Source organism: Ignatzschineria rhizosphaerae (assembly GCF_022655595.1).
In the GTDB taxonomy this organism is placed as follows: domain Bacteria; phylum Pseudomonadota; class Gammaproteobacteria; order Cardiobacteriales; family Wohlfahrtiimonadaceae; genus Ignatzschineria; species Ignatzschineria rhizosphaerae.
The window spans coordinates 12,246-30,559 of record NZ_CP093379.1; the positions used below are offsets into that span (position 1 = coordinate 12,246).

At 38.6% G+C, this 18,314-nt stretch carries 12 protein-coding genes; 4 read left to right on the top strand and 8 right to left on the bottom strand.

Going from position 1 to position 18,314, the window contains the following annotated elements:
* Window positions 1-156: 156 nt before the first annotated feature.
* The 4 genes from MMG00_RS00060 to MMG00_RS00075 form a co-directional block, all read right to left on the bottom strand.
* A complete protein-coding gene (locus tag MMG00_RS00060; RefSeq protein ID WP_242149667.1) occupies window positions 157-1,428 on the bottom strand; it encodes a porin in 1,272 nt (423 codons plus the stop codon).
* Window positions 1,429-1,865: 437 nt separating this feature from the next.
* The gene (locus MMG00_RS00065) at window positions 1,866-2,222 is read right to left on the bottom strand and encodes a hypothetical protein (protein ID WP_242149671.1); all 357 of its coding nucleotides are present in this window, start codon (window positions 2,220-2,222) and stop codon (window positions 1,866-1,868) included.
* A gap of 147 nt (window positions 2,223-2,369) precedes the next feature.
* The gene (locus tag MMG00_RS00070) at window positions 2,370-3,506 is read right to left on the bottom strand and encodes a porin (protein WP_242149675.1); all 1,137 of its coding nucleotides are present in this window, start codon (window positions 3,504-3,506) and stop codon (window positions 2,370-2,372) included.
* A gap of 410 nt (window positions 3,507-3,916) precedes the next feature.
* Window positions 3,917-4,993: a porin gene (locus tag MMG00_RS00075; RefSeq protein WP_242149678.1), complete on the bottom strand. Its 1,077-nt coding sequence runs from the start codon at window positions 4,991-4,993 to the stop codon at window positions 3,917-3,919.
* Window positions 4,994-5,640: 647 nt separating this feature from the next.
* On the opposite strand from MMG00_RS00075, the gene MMG00_RS00080 reads away from it, so the two are divergent.
* The 3 genes from MMG00_RS00080 (at window position 5,641) to sodC (ending at window position 9,418) form a co-directional block, all read left to right on the top strand.
* The gene (locus MMG00_RS00080) at window positions 5,641-6,549 is read left to right on the top strand and encodes a LysR substrate-binding domain-containing protein (RefSeq protein ID WP_242149681.1); all 909 of its coding nucleotides are present in this window, start codon (window positions 5,641-5,643) and stop codon (window positions 6,547-6,549) included.
* A 219-nt stretch (window positions 6,550-6,768) separates the two neighbouring features.
* Entirely contained in the window at window positions 6,769-8,433 is a 1,665-nt protein-coding gene (locus tag MMG00_RS00085) for a thiamine pyrophosphate-binding protein (RefSeq protein ID WP_242149685.1), read from the top strand.
* Window positions 8,434-8,896: 463 nt separating this feature from the next.
* On the top strand, window positions 8,897-9,418 hold the full coding sequence (gene sodC, locus MMG00_RS00090; RefSeq protein WP_270049315.1) for a superoxide dismutase [Cu-Zn] SodC: 522 nt from the start codon (window positions 8,897-8,899) through the stop codon (window positions 9,416-9,418).
* 175 nt (window positions 9,419-9,593) lie between these two features.
* Here the strand turns inward: sodC and amaA are convergent, their stop codons facing one another.
* The 3 genes from amaA to amaB form a co-directional block, all read right to left on the bottom strand.
* On the bottom strand, window positions 9,594-10,901 hold the full coding sequence (gene amaA / locus MMG00_RS00095) for an L-pipecolate oxidase (RefSeq protein WP_242149689.1): 1,308 nt from the start codon (window positions 10,899-10,901) through the stop codon (window positions 9,594-9,596).
* 47 nt (window positions 10,902-10,948) lie between these two features.
* Window positions 10,949-11,959: an Ldh family oxidoreductase gene (locus tag MMG00_RS00100; protein ID WP_242149692.1), complete on the bottom strand. Its 1,011-nt coding sequence runs from the start codon at window positions 11,957-11,959 to the stop codon at window positions 10,949-10,951.
* Between the two features lie 290 nt (window positions 11,960-12,249).
* Window positions 12,250-13,758, bottom strand: coding sequence for an L-piperidine-6-carboxylate dehydrogenase (gene amaB, locus MMG00_RS00105; protein ID WP_242149696.1), 1,509 nt, complete (start codon window positions 13,756-13,758; stop codon window positions 12,250-12,252).
* Between the two features lie 495 nt (window positions 13,759-14,253).
* Here amaB and MMG00_RS00110 point away from each other — a divergent pair, with 495 nt between their 5' ends.
* A complete protein-coding gene (locus tag MMG00_RS00110; protein WP_242149699.1) occupies window positions 14,254-15,384 on the top strand; it encodes a YkvI family membrane protein in 1,131 nt (376 codons plus the stop codon).
* A gap of 393 nt (window positions 15,385-15,777) precedes the next feature.
* On the opposite strand, the gene lon is transcribed toward MMG00_RS00110, so the two are convergent.
* Complete coding sequence (lon, locus tag MMG00_RS00115) at window positions 15,778-18,165, bottom strand: endopeptidase La (protein WP_242149702.1); 2,388 nt, start codon at window positions 18,163-18,165, stop codon at window positions 15,778-15,780.
* Window positions 18,166-18,314: the final 149 nt, after the last annotated feature.

The window sequence follows — 18,314 nt, forward strand, 5'->3', positions numbered from 1 at the left end:
TCAATATCTTCTTGAGGTAGGAGATTGATATCGCTTATTGATATAGTATTGATTATTAGATATCTATTTTACAGGTATAAAAAAAGCTTAGTTAAAATTTAACTAAGCTTTTTATTACTTACTAACTTTTAGACTAGATCAAGATCTAGTTTTAAATTAGAAGTCGTGACGCATACCGATTGAGAATACATCATCTTTCTTCTTGTTGATGTTACGTTGGTTGTAAGTAGTTTCTTCTGAACCATACTCAACCCAAGCACGTGTACGAGTTGAAAGTTTTTGTTCAAAACCAACTGCCCATGATTTAACTTTATCTTTACCACCTTCGTAGTAGTTACCAGCCCAGTAGTTACCGCGTGAGTTTTGCTTGATTTCGTTCTGACCATACGCTGCACGGATTGTGCTGAAGTAGTTAGGTCCGAATGAGAAGCTTGCACCGATATCCCAACCGTTGTACTTATCTTTGCTATAACCTACAGTTTGGTTCCATGAGCTATTTTGTGGAGTATGGTTACCGTTTGCATATGCAGCAGTTACTTTGAATGCATCAGAGTAGTAACCTAAAGAAAGACCCCACATTTTTGATGAGTTGTTATCTGCTAATTTACCATTGATGTAACCTGCTTTAGCAATGATTGCACCGTTAGCGCCTAAATCATAGTTATAGCTTGCGTTGATTGTCCAAAGGTCGATCGTTTTTTGTTGGTTTTTACCTACTACAAAATTTGAAGAAGTATAGCGATATCCTAAATCATTGTAGAGGTTTTTATCCATCATAAGCGCTGCACTTGCTTGGAAGCCCGCAAATTCAGGAGTAATATAAGCAATTACTTTACCAACACGAGTGTGTGCTGCAGTATTAATTGTCATATCACCTTCTAAGTCATCATAAAGACCTGTTTTAGCATTTACTTTTGTGCTTGCTAATGATAAACCGTTAAGAGCTGAAGTCATTGCACGTTGTGTCGCAGCTGAAATTACATTTGAACCATTAAAGTCATCAAGTACTGTATGTTCTACTATTGTTTGCCAGAATGGGTTGTCCATACGACCTGCTGCAAACGTACCCCAATCACCTGTAAGGCCAAGCATTGATTTACGGATATGGTTGCCACCAGTTCCACTTTGTGACATACCATTGAAACCAATTTCAATGTTATAGATTACAGCATTATTGTTACCTAAGTCTTCAGAACCTGTGATACCGATACGTGAACCAGCATCTTCTAGGTTTGAAAGACGTTTGCTTCTGAAATCATAGCTTGTGTATGCTTTGCCATCATATGTATAGTCATTTCTTACTACATGGCTTGTTTTTGCGTTTTCGTAGTCGTAACGGATAGAACCGTAGAGAACTGTTTCAGCTTGCGCTGCACCGAAAGTAAGTGCTGAAGCAACTGCTACTGCAAAAATACTTTTCTTCATCATAATAATTTCTCCTAAGTGTGAATGGTATTCACGTGAAATAAAACTTGATATGACAAGGCGTCATTCATGAAGTGTATTAAAGCGAGTTTTTATCATTTCTGCAACTAAGTCTTTGTATTAATGATACATTTTATGTAAATATATTTTTATTTTTATTTTTATTTGATGGCGGTGGTTTTTATTTATTTTTTATAAATTCTTATTGGCTCTCTTTTTGTCGGCTATTAAGTGAATGTAAAAATTGTCAATTGCAAATCTCTATAAAGAAAAGAGTGTATAAAAAATAATCATCTAAAATGTCTCATTTTTTTGAAAAATGGAAAATTTCACGAAATTATTTCTAATAAATGTGAATGAAAAAGGAAGTTTTAGTAGAAAAAAGAGGAAAGAATAGAGGGTTGTTGTTTTTTTCATACAAGTTAACCTTTTAATGTCTATCATTTTTCATTGCCTAGTTCTAATTGATAAATAATCGCCGTGCCATTACCAATATCTTTTTTACCTTTTATGCCAATATGAGAATCGTTGTTTTGAATACTTGATTGGGATCTCGATTTTGAAGATGGGGTATCACTACCTTGAGGTGGGGCTTCTATATTAAAAGAAGGAGTGTATGGGGGATTTTGAGGGGTGTTTTTAGATGATTGTTGATAATTATAATTAATAGACCTATAAATTTCAGATTCCGCATAAACGTGTTGTGGCAGCAGAATCGCTAGGATTAAACCCAATATTTTTATTGAGGAAAAAATAAGGAACGCTTTGGATCTTAAGGAATAATAATGATATTTCATGATAGAGATGATTTTAATAAAGCTGGAATATAAGAAGGGTAGCGCTCAGTATAGCTTTATTATCCCTATAATAAAAAAATCCTATTCAAATTGAATAGGATTTTTATTTTTAGACTTTGAATTCTAATTTATGCCGTAAAGCACTGATTAGAAGTCGTGACGCATACCGATTGAGATAACGTTGTCTTTTTTCTTATCTGAATGGTCTTCTGCGTATTTAGTCTCTTCGTTACCATACTCAACCCATGCACGTGTACGAGTAGAGAGTTTTTGCTCAAAACCAACCGCCCATGATTTAACTTTATCTTTGTCGCCATCAACTTTTAACTCACTTTGACCGTAAGTTGCACGTACTGTGCTGAAGTAGTTAGGACCAAATGAATAGCTAGCACCTAAGTCCCAACCTTTTGATTTTGCTTTAGGACCCGATTGACCGTTAATATTCGATTGGTTACCATCAGCGTATGATGCAGATACTTTGATTGAATCAGATAAGTAACCGATATAAAGACCCCATACTTTTGATGATTTCTTCATTACATGGCCAACTTCAGCGCCAGATACTTTACCTTGGATATAACCAAGTTTCGCAAGAATTTGGTTATCTGCACCTAAGTCATATGCGTATTTCGCATTAACAGTCCAAAGGTCATCATTTTTACGGCTGTTTGTTGGATAAAGATCTGCATCCATCATTACAGCTGCATTTGCTTGGAAACCAGCAAACTCAGGAGTTGTGTAAGCAATTACTTTACCTACTCGATCAAAATCAACGTCATATTTATTACCAAAACCAGGTTTTGCTGATTTTAATGTTGAAGTCATTGCGCGTTGTGTCGCAGTTGTAATGACGTTTCCACCATTGAAATCATCAGCAATTGTGTCATCAACGATTGTTACTTTGAATGGGTTGTCTTGACGACCCGCTGTGAATGTACCGTAGTCACTGGTAATTCCCATATATGCTAAACGTGTTTTGAAGCCTTTTGACTCGTCTTGAGTCATACCATCAAAGCCCCACTCAAGATTATAGATAACTGCAAAGTTGTTACCTAAATCTTCAGAGCCTTTAAGACCAATACGTGAACCAGCGTCATTAAGATTAGATACACGGTTGCTATTGAATTTTTTAAGAGCATTGCCTGAATGATCTTTCTCGATAGCATTGTCTTTTTTGCTTTCGTAGTCATAACGGATAGAACCGTAAAGAACAGTTTCAGCTTGCGCTGCACCTAAAGTTAACGCAGAAGCTACTGCTACTGCAAAAATGCTTTTCTTCATCATAATTAATATCTCCAAATAGTTTGGGGTGATCAAAAAGTTTCTAAACATCATAATTTACATATAAACAATATTGTTTATATCAATTTATGAAAACATGATACAGATTTATTATTATTTGTACAACTTTTATTGTCATAAATAATAAAAGCAAACCATGTTGTTGTTTATATGATACGTGAGCCGGGAATGACTTTATTTTTGGGGAGGTGCTTAGGGGCAGGGAGATCCTAGATTTTTACTGGTTAAATAGCGTGTTAGCTAATTGATTTAGCGATGTTTTCTATTTATTTAAAACTCCAGATATTTTAGGTATGAGAATTTGAATGTTATAAAAAAAGCCTATTCAGATAAATGAATAGGCTTTTTAGTAATTTATTTTAGATCACTAATTTTATGCTGTTAAGCATGAATTAGAAATCGTGACGCATACCCACTGAGATAACGTTGTTTTTTGGTTTGTCAGCGTTGTCATGATATTTCTCTTGACCATACTCAACCCATGCACGTGTACGTGTAGAGAGTTTTTGCTCAAAACCAACCGCCCATGATTTAACTTTCTCTTTGTTGCCTTCAAGTTTAACTTGGTTCTCACCATAGTTAGCGCGCACTGTGCTGAAGTAGTTAGGACCAAATGAGAAGCTAGCACCTAAGTCCCAACCTTTTGATTTTTCTTTATGGTCTGCACCAACATTTTTGTGGTTACCATCAGCGTATGCTGCAGTTACACCAAATGAATCTTGTGAGTAACCTAAGAAAAGACCCCATGCTTTAGACTTGTTAGTATCAGCAAGTTTACCTTGGATATAACCAGCTTTTGCAGTAAGTGTACCGTTTGCACCGAAGTCATATGCATATTTAGCATTGATAGTCCAAAGGTCGAGGTTTTTCTCATCGTTGATTGCATAAAGTGAATCATCCATCATGATTGCTGCGCTTGCTTGGAAGCCTGCAAATTCTGGAGTGATGTATGCTGCTACTTTACCAACACGTGTGAATGACGCGTCGTATGGATTTGCACCTGGGTTTAAAGTAGTAGTCATTGCACGTTGTGCTGCTGATTTGATAACGTTAGAACCGTTAAAGTCATCAACTACTGAACCATCAACGAGTGTATCGTAGAATGGGTTGTTTTGACGACCTGCTACGAATGTACCCCAGTCACCAGTTAAACCTAACATTGCTTTACGAGTTTTAGCACCTTTGCTCTCGTCTTGAGTCATGCCATCAAAGCCCCACTCAAGGTTATAGATAACTGCGTTGCCGTTACCTAAATCTTCAGAACCTTTGATACCGATACGTGAACCAGCATCTGAAAGGTTAGATACGCGTTTTGCTTTACCGTTAGCATCTAAAGTTGTGTCGCCGAATTCATTTTTCTTGTTTTCGTAGTCGTAACGAATAGAACCGTAAAGAACAGTTTCAGCTTGCGCTGCACCTAAAGTTAAAACAGAAGCTACTGCTACTGCGAAAATGCTTTTCTTCATCATAATGAAAATCTCCATTGAATGGCTTGCGCCACGTTTAAAATAATTTAGATGTCTCCCATCTACGCTTCATATTAAAGCTTAGAAAATTACAATAATCAAATTAAATTTACAAAAATAATACAAATAAAGAAAATTCTTATTAAAAATACAACAAAATAGGTATTTGTATATCTTGTTTTGTTTAATGGATTGTTTTTATCTCATTGATTCTATTTTTATTTTTTGATATTTCTGTTTGTGATAGAGATTGTCGGTTTTTGACGATTAATTCTGTTGTATTTTTAATAATCAAGGTCTTTTTATGCAAAAACTGTTACGGAGGCCCTTATAAAAAGGAATTACAGGGTCATAAATGAGGAGTGTATGAAAAAAACAACAGAATTTTGGTTCCTTGATGATGTGTTAAGAGAGAGGCTAGAAATCAATAATTTTCTGCAAAAAACGCTATATTTAATATATAACTAGAAGGAGCAATATTTTCTATAGAGATTTCATGGCTACACTTTGTTATAAGTAGTTAATGGTGTATCTCTTTTGAAATCAGCTATTTATAGGAATTAGAGATGATGCTTTTTCTATAATCATGAGTAGTACCACCCATAATAAAAAGAATTGAGTCATTCAATCACACAAAGAGGAATATAATAATGAGTCGTTTGTATTTACCAACGACGCATACGATGCGTTGTTTTCAGATTTCGGCAAAGCATTTGAGTTTTACCTTAGCCGCTGAAGAACTTAATTTAACTCAAAGTGCCATTAGTAAGCAGGTCGCACTTTTAGAAAATAGCCTACAAGTGCAATTATTTGTCCGGCATCGGCAAAAGTTAGAGTTATCTCCTGCGGGAAGCACTTATTTATCGCATGTGAATTTAATTTTACGAAAAATAGAAGAGACATCAAAGGAGATGCTCTCTTATGGTGCATTTGAAGAGGTGATAAAAATCGCTTCTCATCCTTCTTTATGCTCTTCTTGGTTAGTACAAGCGTTAAAAGGTTTTACCGCTCATTATGGAGATATTCAGCTCGCCTTTTATGAACAGATTATGCCGTATGATCCTACAGAAGTGGATGTTGATGTCGCTTTTGTCTATGGCTACGGAGGATGGCATGATATGGAGGCTGTAGAACTCTTTGATGAAGAGATGATTCCTGTTTGTCATCCTGATATTTTAGCGGAAAATGCTTGTCAGGAAGAGATCGATATCTATTTTACAACAAGGTTAATAGAGTGTCGGTCGAGATTAAATACTTGGGATCAGTTTTTTGAGCGATTTAATCAAATCTACCCCGATGGGTATCGCTCTTTACTCTTTGAGCGTTGGTCTTCATGTATTAGCGCTGCAAAAACAGGTTGTGGTTTGGCATTGGTTCCCAAGATTTTAGTAGAGGCTGAACTTGCAAATGGAACTTTAGTGCCTGCATCTAGTCACCGGCTAAATGGGTTAGGATCATATTATATGACCTATCTAAAGAGCCATTCAGCAGAGCCAAAAGTAAAAATGGTGCGAGATTGGATTCTCTCATACTTAAACAAAGAGTATGTCGTGAGCTAGGTTGCTTTAGATCTCTTTAAGCTTATAAGCGCTTTGCGAAAATAACTCATCAACTCATCGATTAATTTCGTTTTTCTTTCTAAGCCGCTCAATTCATACTGAAATTGAAGGGATTATCTGTTGTTAGTAAGAAAGTAGAATCATGCACCATCTTTTACTAGAAACATGTAATAAAGAGCGATGATCGCTGTTATCGCAGTGATAAATCATGGAGCGTCTATGGTAGATGAGAAAAAAATGAGAACCGGTGGACAAATATTGGTAGATCAGCTTGTTTTGCAGGGAGTTGATCGAGGTTATTGTGTACCTGGTGAAAGTTATTTAGCAGTTTTAGATGCACTTTTTGATACAGGTATTGAATTAATTACCTGCAGGCATGAAGGTGGGGCATCTATGATGGCAGAAGCCTATGGCAAGTTAATGAATAAGCCAGGGATCTGTTTTGTCACAAGAGGCCCAGGTCTTGTCAATGCGATGAGTGGTATTCATATTGCGATGCAAGATTCTACGCCCTTGATTGTTTTTGTTGGGCAAATTAATACGCAAATGCGAGAGAGAGAAGCATTTCAGGAGATTAATTATAGAGCGTTATTAAGTGATCATGTGAAATGGGTCACGGAAATTGATAATGCAGAACGTATTCCTGAAATAATAGGGCGAGCATTTCATATCGCCATGTCAGGAAGACCAGGTCCTGTTGTAATAGCGTTACCTGAGGATATGTTAATTACCAACGCTCAGGTATTGGATGCTAATAAAATTTTACCCGTTGCAATTTCTCCCTCCCTAAATGATATGGTGCGCTTTGAGCATCTATTAAGTAGTGCTAGTAATCCTATTATGATTTTAGGAGGAGGGAATTGGAGCGCTGAGAGTGTCTCTAGAGTTGAAAAGTTTGCGGCGAAAAATATGTTGCCAGTAGCCGTTGAGCTCCGCCGGCAAATGCTTTTTTCGACCGAACATGAGACCTTTGTGGGAGATGTTGGGTTAGGAATTAACCCTTACTTAGAAGATCGCATTAAAAAGGCCGATCTAGTGATCTTATTAGGAGGGCGCTTTTCTGAAACCCCCTCTCAAGGATATCAATTACTGAATGTGCCTGTCTCTAAGCAAACTTTAATTCATATTCATGCCGATATTAATGAGCTAAATCGCGTTTATCAACCGGATTTAGCCATTAATGCCGATCCTGAGGCATTCACGAAAGCGCTTTTACTCTTGAAGGTGAAAAATACTTGGCCCTGCATTGTTCAAAAAGATCGAGCGGCCTATTTAGCATGGCGTGATACTCGGGATATTAAGCTTCCAGGGAAATTACAGCTTGGGGAAGTGATGGCATTTTTAAGTCAATCATTATCATCTGACGCTATTTTAACAAATGGTGCTGGAAACTTTGCAACTTGGGTACATCGTTTTTATCATTTTAGAGCGTTTGGCACTCAATTAGCACCGACATCCGGGACGATGGGATATGGCGTTCCGGCGGCAATTGCGGCAAAACAGCTTTATCCCGATAAAATGGTGATCTGTTTTGCCGGAGATGGTGATTTTATGATGACAGGAGAAGAATTTGCAACAGCGGTGCAATATGAGATTCCGATTATCGTGATTATCTTAGATAACTCGATGTTTGGAACGATTCGAATGCATCAAGAGATGCATTATCCGAAGCGAGCTATCGGAACTTCCTTAAATAACCCAGATTTTGCAGCTTATGCAAAAGCCTTTGGCGGTCTTGGTTTTCATGTTGAAACAACAGGTGAGTTTTTTAATGCATGGGAGCAGGCTATAGCTCAAGAAAAACCTACCATTATTCATTGTATTTTAGATCCAGAAGCAATGACGCCCAATAAAACCTTAACAGAGATTTCTCAAAAATTGTGATTAAAGCGTTATTTGCGTCAATGATTATAACGAGCAATTTATGATGTGATTCCTAGCAACTTCACAATGTTTTGATCAGATAAAAGGAGGTGATTTATTAGTTGTAACCGGTTGTTTATCAATATAGGTTTGGCTCCTAACTTGCCTATGTTGGTTTCTTGTTTTTAAAAGTTGTTATTTTGCCGAAGAGATAAAGAGATCTTTTCGGCATTTTTTTATCTAGAGGATTAAGGATTTTATGATTCCTTTTTTACCAGATGCTTCTCTTGGATTTTTGCTTATCTTTTCGTTCTAGATATACATATTATTCATAATGACTTATATCATTGTGGCATATAGTAATTTTTTAAATAAAATCATTATAATAATTACATTATAAAACAACTATTTAGTTTATCATTAGAAATGAGTTATCTTAAAGTGAGTGAGAAGTTTTTATGAAAAATGATTGGAGAAAAATCAAATGATCAAAACATTAAGTATTGCAGCATTATTAGCAACATCTATCGCAACATCTATCGCAACAGCAAACACTATGGAAATAGAAGTAAATGCGGTTAGTGCTGAAGGAGTAGGAAACTCTTTGGGAGTGATCGAAATTACCGAAAGTACTTATGGGTTAGTTTTTACCCCTAAATTAACAGGTCTTACACCCGGAATTCATGGCTTTCATGTTCATGAAAATCCTGATTGCGATATGACAGAAAAAGGCGCTGCGATGAAAGCTGGTGGGCATTTTGATCCTAAGGGCAGTGGTAATCACGGAACACCTTGGAGTGATGATGGGCATTTAGGGGATCTTCCGGCACTTTATGTCGATCAAGACGGGAATGTCACTCAGCCTGTATTAGCTCCAAAAATTAAGCAACTCGATGAGATTAAAGGTCGTGCTTTAATGATTCATGTTGGAGGCGATAATCATTCTGATACCCCAGCAGCGCTTGGGGGCGGTGGTGCTCGAATGGCTTGTGGTATTATTCAATAGCAATATTTTAGGAAGGGACGTTAATCCCTTCACCAAAAGTTAATAAGTGAATAAATAGAAATAAAAAAAGCATCGGTGAATTGAACGGTACCGATGCTTTAATTTTTTTCTTGAAAGAAGATTGCCCACTACTTGTTAAGAGATGGTTTTCAATGAAGATTATTATCAAATAGGGCTAACGAATTACTTTTAAGCATTGCCCTAAATGGTAGAGGGTAAATCCTGTTTCTATAAAGAGGGATTTTCCTTGGCGATAGTTACATTTCGATGCATCAATGGATGAGAAGAAAGGAATTGGAATTTCAGGTGGCGTGTCTGCTGTAAAATAATCTGCAAAGAGCTTGCCAATCATTGTTCCTGTCGTGATACCTCTACCATTATAGCCAATTGCGGCAATCAGACCTTCAGCAGGCTCGATGATTTTTGGGGTATGATTATCAGTAAAGCCAATTCGCCCACACCAACTATATTCCCACTCGACTTTTTTGCCTAGTTGCGGAAAGTAATGCTGCTGAATGCGATCAGCCCATGATTTTAGATACCAAGCAGGTTTATTGTGAGCAAATCCCATGCTTCCCAAAACTAAGCGATTTTCTTTATCAAGACGAATACTACTTAAGACCATGCGTGTATCCCAAGATCCTTGTTTATAAGGGAGAACGGTTTTCCCAGCATCATCTGTTAATGGTTTAGAGGCCACCTGATAATATCCGCCACTATAAACAGATTGGCGATAGCTCTCTAAATCACCTTCTGCATAAGCATTTGTCGCAATAATAACTTTTTCAGCTTTAATTTTATGCTGTAGTACTGATATTTCCCACTCTCCTTTTTTAAGACAATTGACTGAGGAGACAGGACTTTTTTCATAAACTTTAACGCCAAGCGTAGCCGCGGCTTTCGCTAAACCTGTTGCATATGCATACGGATTAACAGTCCCAGCACGATGATCTAGTAGCGCTGCGGGAATCTGTTTACTTCCCGAGTATTCCTCTATTTCCGCCCCCTTGAGGAGCTCAACATTAACGCCTCGTCTTGTGAGCTGTTCGTAGCGATCTTCTAATTCAGGGATCCCTTTTTCACTATGCGCCATATGGAGTGTGCCTACTTGCATTTGTTGGGCATCTATTTGATATTTATGAATTAAGGAGAAAACTAGCGCCGGAGCCTCTCCTAATGCAGAGATCAGGCTTTCTCCCATCTCTTTTCCTAAGATATCCACCATAAAGTCAGGCTTATTCCAAGTCCCAGCATTAACAAGCCCTACATTTCGGCCACTTCCCCCATAAGCGATATGGTGCGCTTCTAGCAATACTACAGATTTTCCTTGCTCAGCTAGGTGGATTGCAGCGGATAAACCGGTAAATCCAGCGCCAACTATGCAAACATCACAAATTTGGTCTTGGTCTATTGCTGAAAATTTTACTTTATCAGCAACAAGTGAGTGCCAAAGGTTTTCATATTTTAACGTTGTATTGGACATAATAGAGATCCTTCATCGGGCTATTTTAGGTAATTAAAGGGAAAGTTTTATAGATCTATTAATGCGTTAAGATCTGCAATGAGAGACTCTGAAATAGTAAGCTCACCATTTTTTAAGTTTTCATCTCTTGCATTAAACCTTCGCTCTGAAGGAAGTCTGACGCCCATCTTGCTAAATTGATGAAGATAGTTTTCAGCGCGAATCTGCGCTTCATCAAAGCTATCCCCTAAAATCATCTTTGGATCAATGGCAATAATCAGTTCTCCACCATAAGGCAACGATGCCCCATCTTTAGCGGCAATTTGGGATTCTTGGCTGGTGAGATCATTGATTAAGGGCCCTGCTAATAGCTCAATCATGGTGGAGATAGCCGTACCTTTATAACCACCAAATGTCAGCATTGCGCCTTGTAAGGCTTTTTCAGGATCTGTAGTTGGATTACCTTTTGCATCAATGGCTAATCCTTCGGGGAGTATTTTATGCTCACGAGCATGAAGCTGGATCTCCCCGCGAGCGGTTGCGCTTGTCGCAAAGTCAAAAATATAAGGGCGTGAGGGATCAACTCTTGGCCAAGCAAAGGCAAAAGGATTGGTCCCAAGTAAAGGCGCTTTTCCGCCGCAAGGCGCAACCCATGAATGGCTTGTGGTCATACATAAACCTACAAGTCCTTGCTTAACAAGAGTTTCAAGCTCAACCCAAAGTGCTGAGAAATGAATAGAGTGATTAATCGCAAGAAGTGCAATCCCGAGCTCTTTTGCTTTGTTAATTAGTAGTGGCATGCCAATATCATGACCATATTGTGCGGAGGTCATTTGGCAGTCAAGGCGAATAATCGCACCACGACTTTCTGTAACTTTTGGAGTTGCTTTGGGATTGAGCATCCCTTTATCTAAGTTTTTGATCAGTTCTAAAATGCGCCAAATGCCATGTGATTGGCAATCTGCGATTTGGGCTGTCATCAAGTTTTTAACAACAGCATCCCGATGTGGCTTGCTAAAGCCATAGTGATCTAAAATCTTTTCAATCAGATTTTGTAATTGATCGATTGAGATTTTCATCTCTCCCTCCTCATTTGAATGGTCATTTGCCGTTCTTTATTTTTTATATTCGTTACTAGCTTTGAGAAATTCCCAATATATTGGGAAACTTTTTAATTTTTATTACAGGTAACGAGGTTTTCTAGTTTGTTAGGTTGATGTTAGTAGAAATCAACCTATCTATTATTGAGTAATTACTATGTGGCAATTTAGCTTTAGGTATTGACGCATGGCAATAGACAATACTTTTAAGCTTATTCATAAAGAGGAGACAGTAGGCCGTTACGCTCTATCATCTCCTCTTACTTGATTTAATCGAACTTCACGCCTTGCGCAAGTGGTAATTCACGCGAGTAGTTGATTGTATTGGTTTGACGGCGCATATAACCTTTCCAGGAATCAGATCCAGATTCACGGCCGCCACCAGTTTCTTTTTCGCCACCAAAGGCACCGCCGATTTCAGCGCCACTTGTACCAATATTGACGTTAGCAATTCCGCAATCACTGCCTGCTGCACTTTGGAAAAACTCAGCTTCACGAACATCATTTGTGAAGATGCATGATGATAAACCTTGTGGCACATCGTTATTCATCGCCATTGCATCTGCAAAATCCTCATACTCCATGACATAAAGAATAGGTGCAAAGGTTTCATGTTCAACCACTTCATTTTGAACAGGCATCTCAACAATGGCAGGTTTGACGTAATAAGCATTAGGATTTTTATCTGCAAGGACTCGCTCGCCACCAGTGATGATTCCACCACTTGCTTTTGCGGCATTGAGAGAGGCTTGCATTGCATCAAAGGAATCTTTATCAATGAGCGGTCCTACAAGATTATTTGTATCAAGTGGTGAGCCAACAGGGATTGTTTTATAAGAAGCTTTAAGGCGCTCTAAGACTTGCGCTTTGACTGATTTATGAATGATTAAGCGGCGAAGAGTGGTGCATCTTTGTCCTGCTGTTCCAACGGCACTAAAGAGAATGGCACGAACAGCAAGTTCAAGATCTGCAGATTCAGTAAGAATCATGGCGTTATTTCCGCCTAGTTCAAGGATTGAACGTCCAAAACGGGCAGCGACTTTAGGCCCAACTTCACGGCCCATGCGTGTACTGCCTGTTGCGCTGATGAGGGGAACTTTACTATTTTCAACTAATGCATTGCCGGCATCCCTCTCCCCAATGACTACTTGTGATAGGTTTTCAGGCGCAGTGTGAGGATTGTTTTGTGCAAAGCGAACGAGTGCTTTTTCAAAAACAGCCTGGCATGCAAGCGCTGTTAATGGTGTTTTTTCTGAAGGTTTCCAGACAACACTATTACCACAGATTAGTGCTAGCGCAGTATTCCATGACCAAACAGCCATTGGGAAGTTAAATGCTGTAATAACACCCACAACCCCAAGAGGATGCCATGTTTCACGCATATGGTGACCCGGTCGTTCTGATGCGATCGTTAATCCATAAAGTTGACGTGAAAGACCCACCGCGAAATCACAGATATCAATCATCTCTTGGACTTCGCCGAGGGCCTCTGATTGGATTTTTCCAGCTTCTAAGGTAATAACCGTTGCAAGATCTTCTTTGTGTTCACGAAGTAATTCTCCTAAAACACGAACAAGTTCGCCACGAATAGGCGCCGGCACGGTTCTCCAATCTAAAAATGCTTGATGTGCTTTATCTACAATAGCCTTAGTTTCTGCTTCCCCCACAAAGTGAAGTTTTGCAATAACAGCTCCGTCAATAGGGCTATAGATCTCATTATTGCCAGCTAATAATGTTTCATTAGAGAGTCCTAATTTTTGTAATACAGAAATGCTCATCTTCGTAATCCTCGTTAAATAAATTGGGGAGAAGCTAAAGGTATCTAGATTGCTTACTCACGTTGTGATTTTTGTTATTAGAGTTATTAAATGGAAACCTTATCGCAATAAGTTTGCTCGGGAGCTTTTATTGCTAAGGGATAATTTGATCCTACATGTTGCATACGTAGTGATACAAACGAACTAAATGCACAGCTTCATTCCTTTAAGGAATAAGTGTGCTAAGCCTTGATAATGCTTGTTGTCTGCCTGTCACGAAAAAAATTCATCAACTACTGAATTCATATCTTTTGACACTTCTTGCTGAAAACAGAGAGTATCGAAAGAACCTCGGATATTTATTTGTCGATAAAAAACATTTCAAACTATCTGTTTTTAAAGGGATTTTGAAATAGAAAAGATCAATCTAAATAGGCTGTCTATCTCCCTATTTACCAAAATAATAAGAAGTAAGCTTAAAAATATCTGGGAGATTTAATCACTCAGGAGGATTATATGAAGAAGGTCTTAGAAGTTTTAATTATTGCATTTGCCTATGCCAGCGTCGTTGTTGGTGCCGGCAATGCATCAGGGATGGAACCGTTTTTTTATTACACATCATTTGGTATGGATGGCACTATAGGTGTGCTTTTAGCCACAGTACTTTATGGAATAGTAGGTTATTTTGTTACAGGTTTAGGGCAACGTTTAAAATCTAAAAATTATAAGGAAGCAACCTATCTTGTGGGAGGGAAGGTTGTTGGGCGTTTTATTGATTATCTAATTATCTTTATGATGTTAGGAACAGGCATCATTATGCTCTCGGGAAGTGCCGCGCTCTTTAAGCAGCAATATGGTATGCCACTTTGGCAAGGTGGGCTTTTGATGACAGTGCTGGTTGTGATTACGTTGATGCTTCGTCTTCGTAAAATTATTCTGGTAATTGGGATGATTACCCCTATCTTAATCGGTCTATTATCAATTATGGTGTATCAATCTCTTTCTAATCAGACAGAGAGTTTTTCTGCAGTAAATGATTATGTGATTGCAGTTGGAAATACGCTTCCTGATACCTTACCTAATTGGTGGGTTGCCGCGCTTAATCATGTTGCGATGATGACAGTGGCGGGTGTTGGAATGTCGCTTGTGATTGGAGGTGAAGAGAAGGATCCAAAAGTTGCTAAATGGGGCGGAGCGCTTGGAGGTTTAATTATTGGAGGCGTTTTATCGATGGGGCACTTTGCACTTTTTGCGCAGATTAAAGTTATTGCGCCAACCGTGGAAACGCTCGCTTCAATGCCATCTTTACAGATTATGAATACTTATGCGCCTAGCTTAAGTCCTTTATTAACATTAACAGCATTAGCGATGATTTATAGTACAGCGGTGAGTATGTTCTATGTTTTTATCTCTCGCTATGTAGAGATGGAAACGCCGAAATCAAGAATCTATATCTTAATCACTTTAGGGGTTGGTTTTGGCATTAGCTTTATCGGGTTTGTTCAGCTGATGGGATACTTTTACCCGATCGCAGGCTATATCGGTATTGTATTGATTGGTATGATTTTCTATGGTCCTTTTAAGATTCGTAAGTTAGAAAAATCAGGGGAACTTGCGCCAATTCCTGTAGTGCCTAGTTTTCGATAGAGATTAAAAGATCATAATTATCAGTAAGGGAGCCATGATTATTCATGGCTTTTTTAATAATAAAGTTTAAAACGTCACGACAATGATTCTAGAAATTGAGAGATATTGCTTGACCAGATCATAAGGAGTGGGTCATTATTGACAAAGAGGCTTTTAATTAAAGGCCTTAGATAAAAAAGTGGATATTCCTGAGGAGGATATATGGCCATAAAACTTAACAAGATACTTGTTAAAAAGCTGGCATTATCGCTACTATTTATAGCGTTTACATCGATTACATTTCTTTCGGCTTAAATTTTAAATTGCCGGAATAAAAAAGAGATACCTAAATGGTATCTCTTTTTGCTTATGGGGTTATCCCTCTATTACTATTAGTGATAGTATTTTTTGAGATTAAAAGAGCAGTTTTGCTACTTCCTTAAAGTCTTCGACAAAGTGCAGTGTTAAGCCATCACGCAGATAATCAGGCAATTCATCGGCATCTTTTTTATTGCCTTTAGGGAAGATAATTTCTTTAATTCCCACACGTTTTGCCGCAATTAGCTTCTCTTTAACACCACCGATAGGTAGTACTTGTCCAATAAGGGTGAGTTCTCCTGTCATGGCAATATTTTTGGGTGCCTTATTAAGTGCTAGTGACATTAAGCAAGAGGCCAGTGTAATGCCGGCACTTGGTCCATCTTTAGGCGTTGCTCCTTCTGGCGCGTGAATATGAATAAAGGCTTTTTCAAAGAAACTCTCTTGTAATCCAAGCGTCGCTGCATTTGCCATAATATAGCTATAGGCAATATTGGCAGATTCTTGCATTACTTCTCCAAGCTGCCCTGTAATTTTAATCCCCCGCTGTAGATCATGGATTTTTACAGCTTCCACAGGAAGAGTCACGCCGCCGAGCGATGTCCAGGCAAGTCCTGTGATAACGCCAACATTTTTCACAGGTTTATCCCTGTTAAAGTATGGATTACCAAGGAATGGCACAATATCATTAACGCCAACAGAGAAGTTTTCTAGCGCTTCTGTTTCAAATTTAACAGCCGCTTTACGAACAATTTTTGCTAGTTGCTTTTCAAGTTGGCGAACACCTGCTTCTCGCGCATAATCATCAATAATCTTTTCGATCGCTCCCGCTGTGATACGAAGTTCTTTCTTATCAAAACCTGCCTTTTCTAATTGACGAGGCCAGAGGTATTGACGGGCAATTTTACTTTTTTCTTCTAAAATATAGCCAGAAAGTCTAATTACATCCATTCGGTCTAAAAGCGCCGGCGGAATAGAATCGAGCGTATTTGCGGTACAGATAAAGAGAACATTTGAGAGATCATAGCGAACATCTAAATAGTGATCTAAGAACTCCCCATTTTGCGCGGGATCTAATACTTCAAGTAAAGCAGATCCTGGGTCTCCTTGGAAGGATTGCCCCATTTTATCGATCTCATCGAGCATGATGACAGGGTTATCTGCCTTTGTCTCTTTTAGTGCTTGGATCAGTTTACCCGGCATTGCTCCAATATAGGTACGGCGATGCCCTTTAATCTCCGCTTCATCACGAGCGCCACCTAAGCTAAAGCGATAAAATTTACGGCCAAGGCTATCGGCAACGGAGCGCCCAATTGATGTTTTACCCACGCCCGGAGGACCTACTAAAAGAATGATCGTACCTTTGATCTCTCCTTTACGTTTACCCACCGCAAGCGTTTCAATAATACGATCTTTCACATCTTCTAATCCAAAGTGATCTCGATCTAAAATACGGCGGGCATTTTTAAGGTTAAAGTTATCCTCTGTCTTATTACCCCAAGGAAGATCGGTGATGATATCAAGATAGTTACGAGTAACGCCATATTCAGGAGATCCTGTTTCTAATACTTGGAGTTTTTCAAACTCATCATCAATACGCTCTTGGGCCGCAATTGGAATGGTTTTATCAAATAAACGCTCTACAAACTTATCAATATCGGCCGCTTTATCATCTTTCGCAAGCCCAAGCTCTTGTTGAATGACTTTAAGCTGCTCACGCAAGAAGTATTGTCTTTGCTGATCTGATAATTGATCATCAACCTCTTCACGAATAGAGTTGTGAAGTTTCGCAATTTGAATCTCTTTTTGGACGATCGCAAGGACTTTGCGTAATCTTGGAACGAGCGGAACCGTTGAGAGAACATCTTGCAGTTCCTCTTTTGAGCCGGTTGTCATACTTGCTGAAAAGTCGGCAAATGGCGATGGATCATTACTATTAAAGCGTGTTAAGAAGTGCTTTAGCTCTTCAGAGAAAAGAGGATTAAACGGAATAAGCTCTTTAAGCGCATTAACAACCGCCATTGAATAAGCCCGCACTTCTTCTGATTTATCAACCATAGACTCATCAAAATATTCAACTTGTGCGACAAAGGGGATCTCTTTAGAGATCCATTTTTTAATACGAAAGCGCTGTGTTCCTTGGGCAATAAATTGCACTTTCCCATCTTCTCTATGAGGATGATGAATGTGAACTAGCGTCCCGTATTCATAGAAATCATCAGTTTTTAGATCGCTATGGCGCTCTTTTTTGGTTAAAACAAGCCCAATGACTCGTGTTCGATTATCCATAATGGAATCGAGGGTTGTCAGCCATGGCTCTTCATTTAAAAGAAGAGGCGCAATTTGTGGTGGAAAAAATGGTCGGTCACTGAGTGGAAGGATATGGATGATATTTGAAACCGTATCTCCTTCGATAATGACCTCGTTATGCCCTTTAACATCGCTGTCAACGGCTGGCAGTGTCGTTTTTTTATTCTCACTCATAGGATTCCTTAATCAATTTTATGCAACGCTACAGCGAACTGTAGGTGGCTTTTATCATTTTTTTACTAAGACTTTCTCATGACATTGATGGAGTATCTTAGGAAACTGATAGGACAATGGGGTTCTTTTTTATAATATCAACCTTTTTA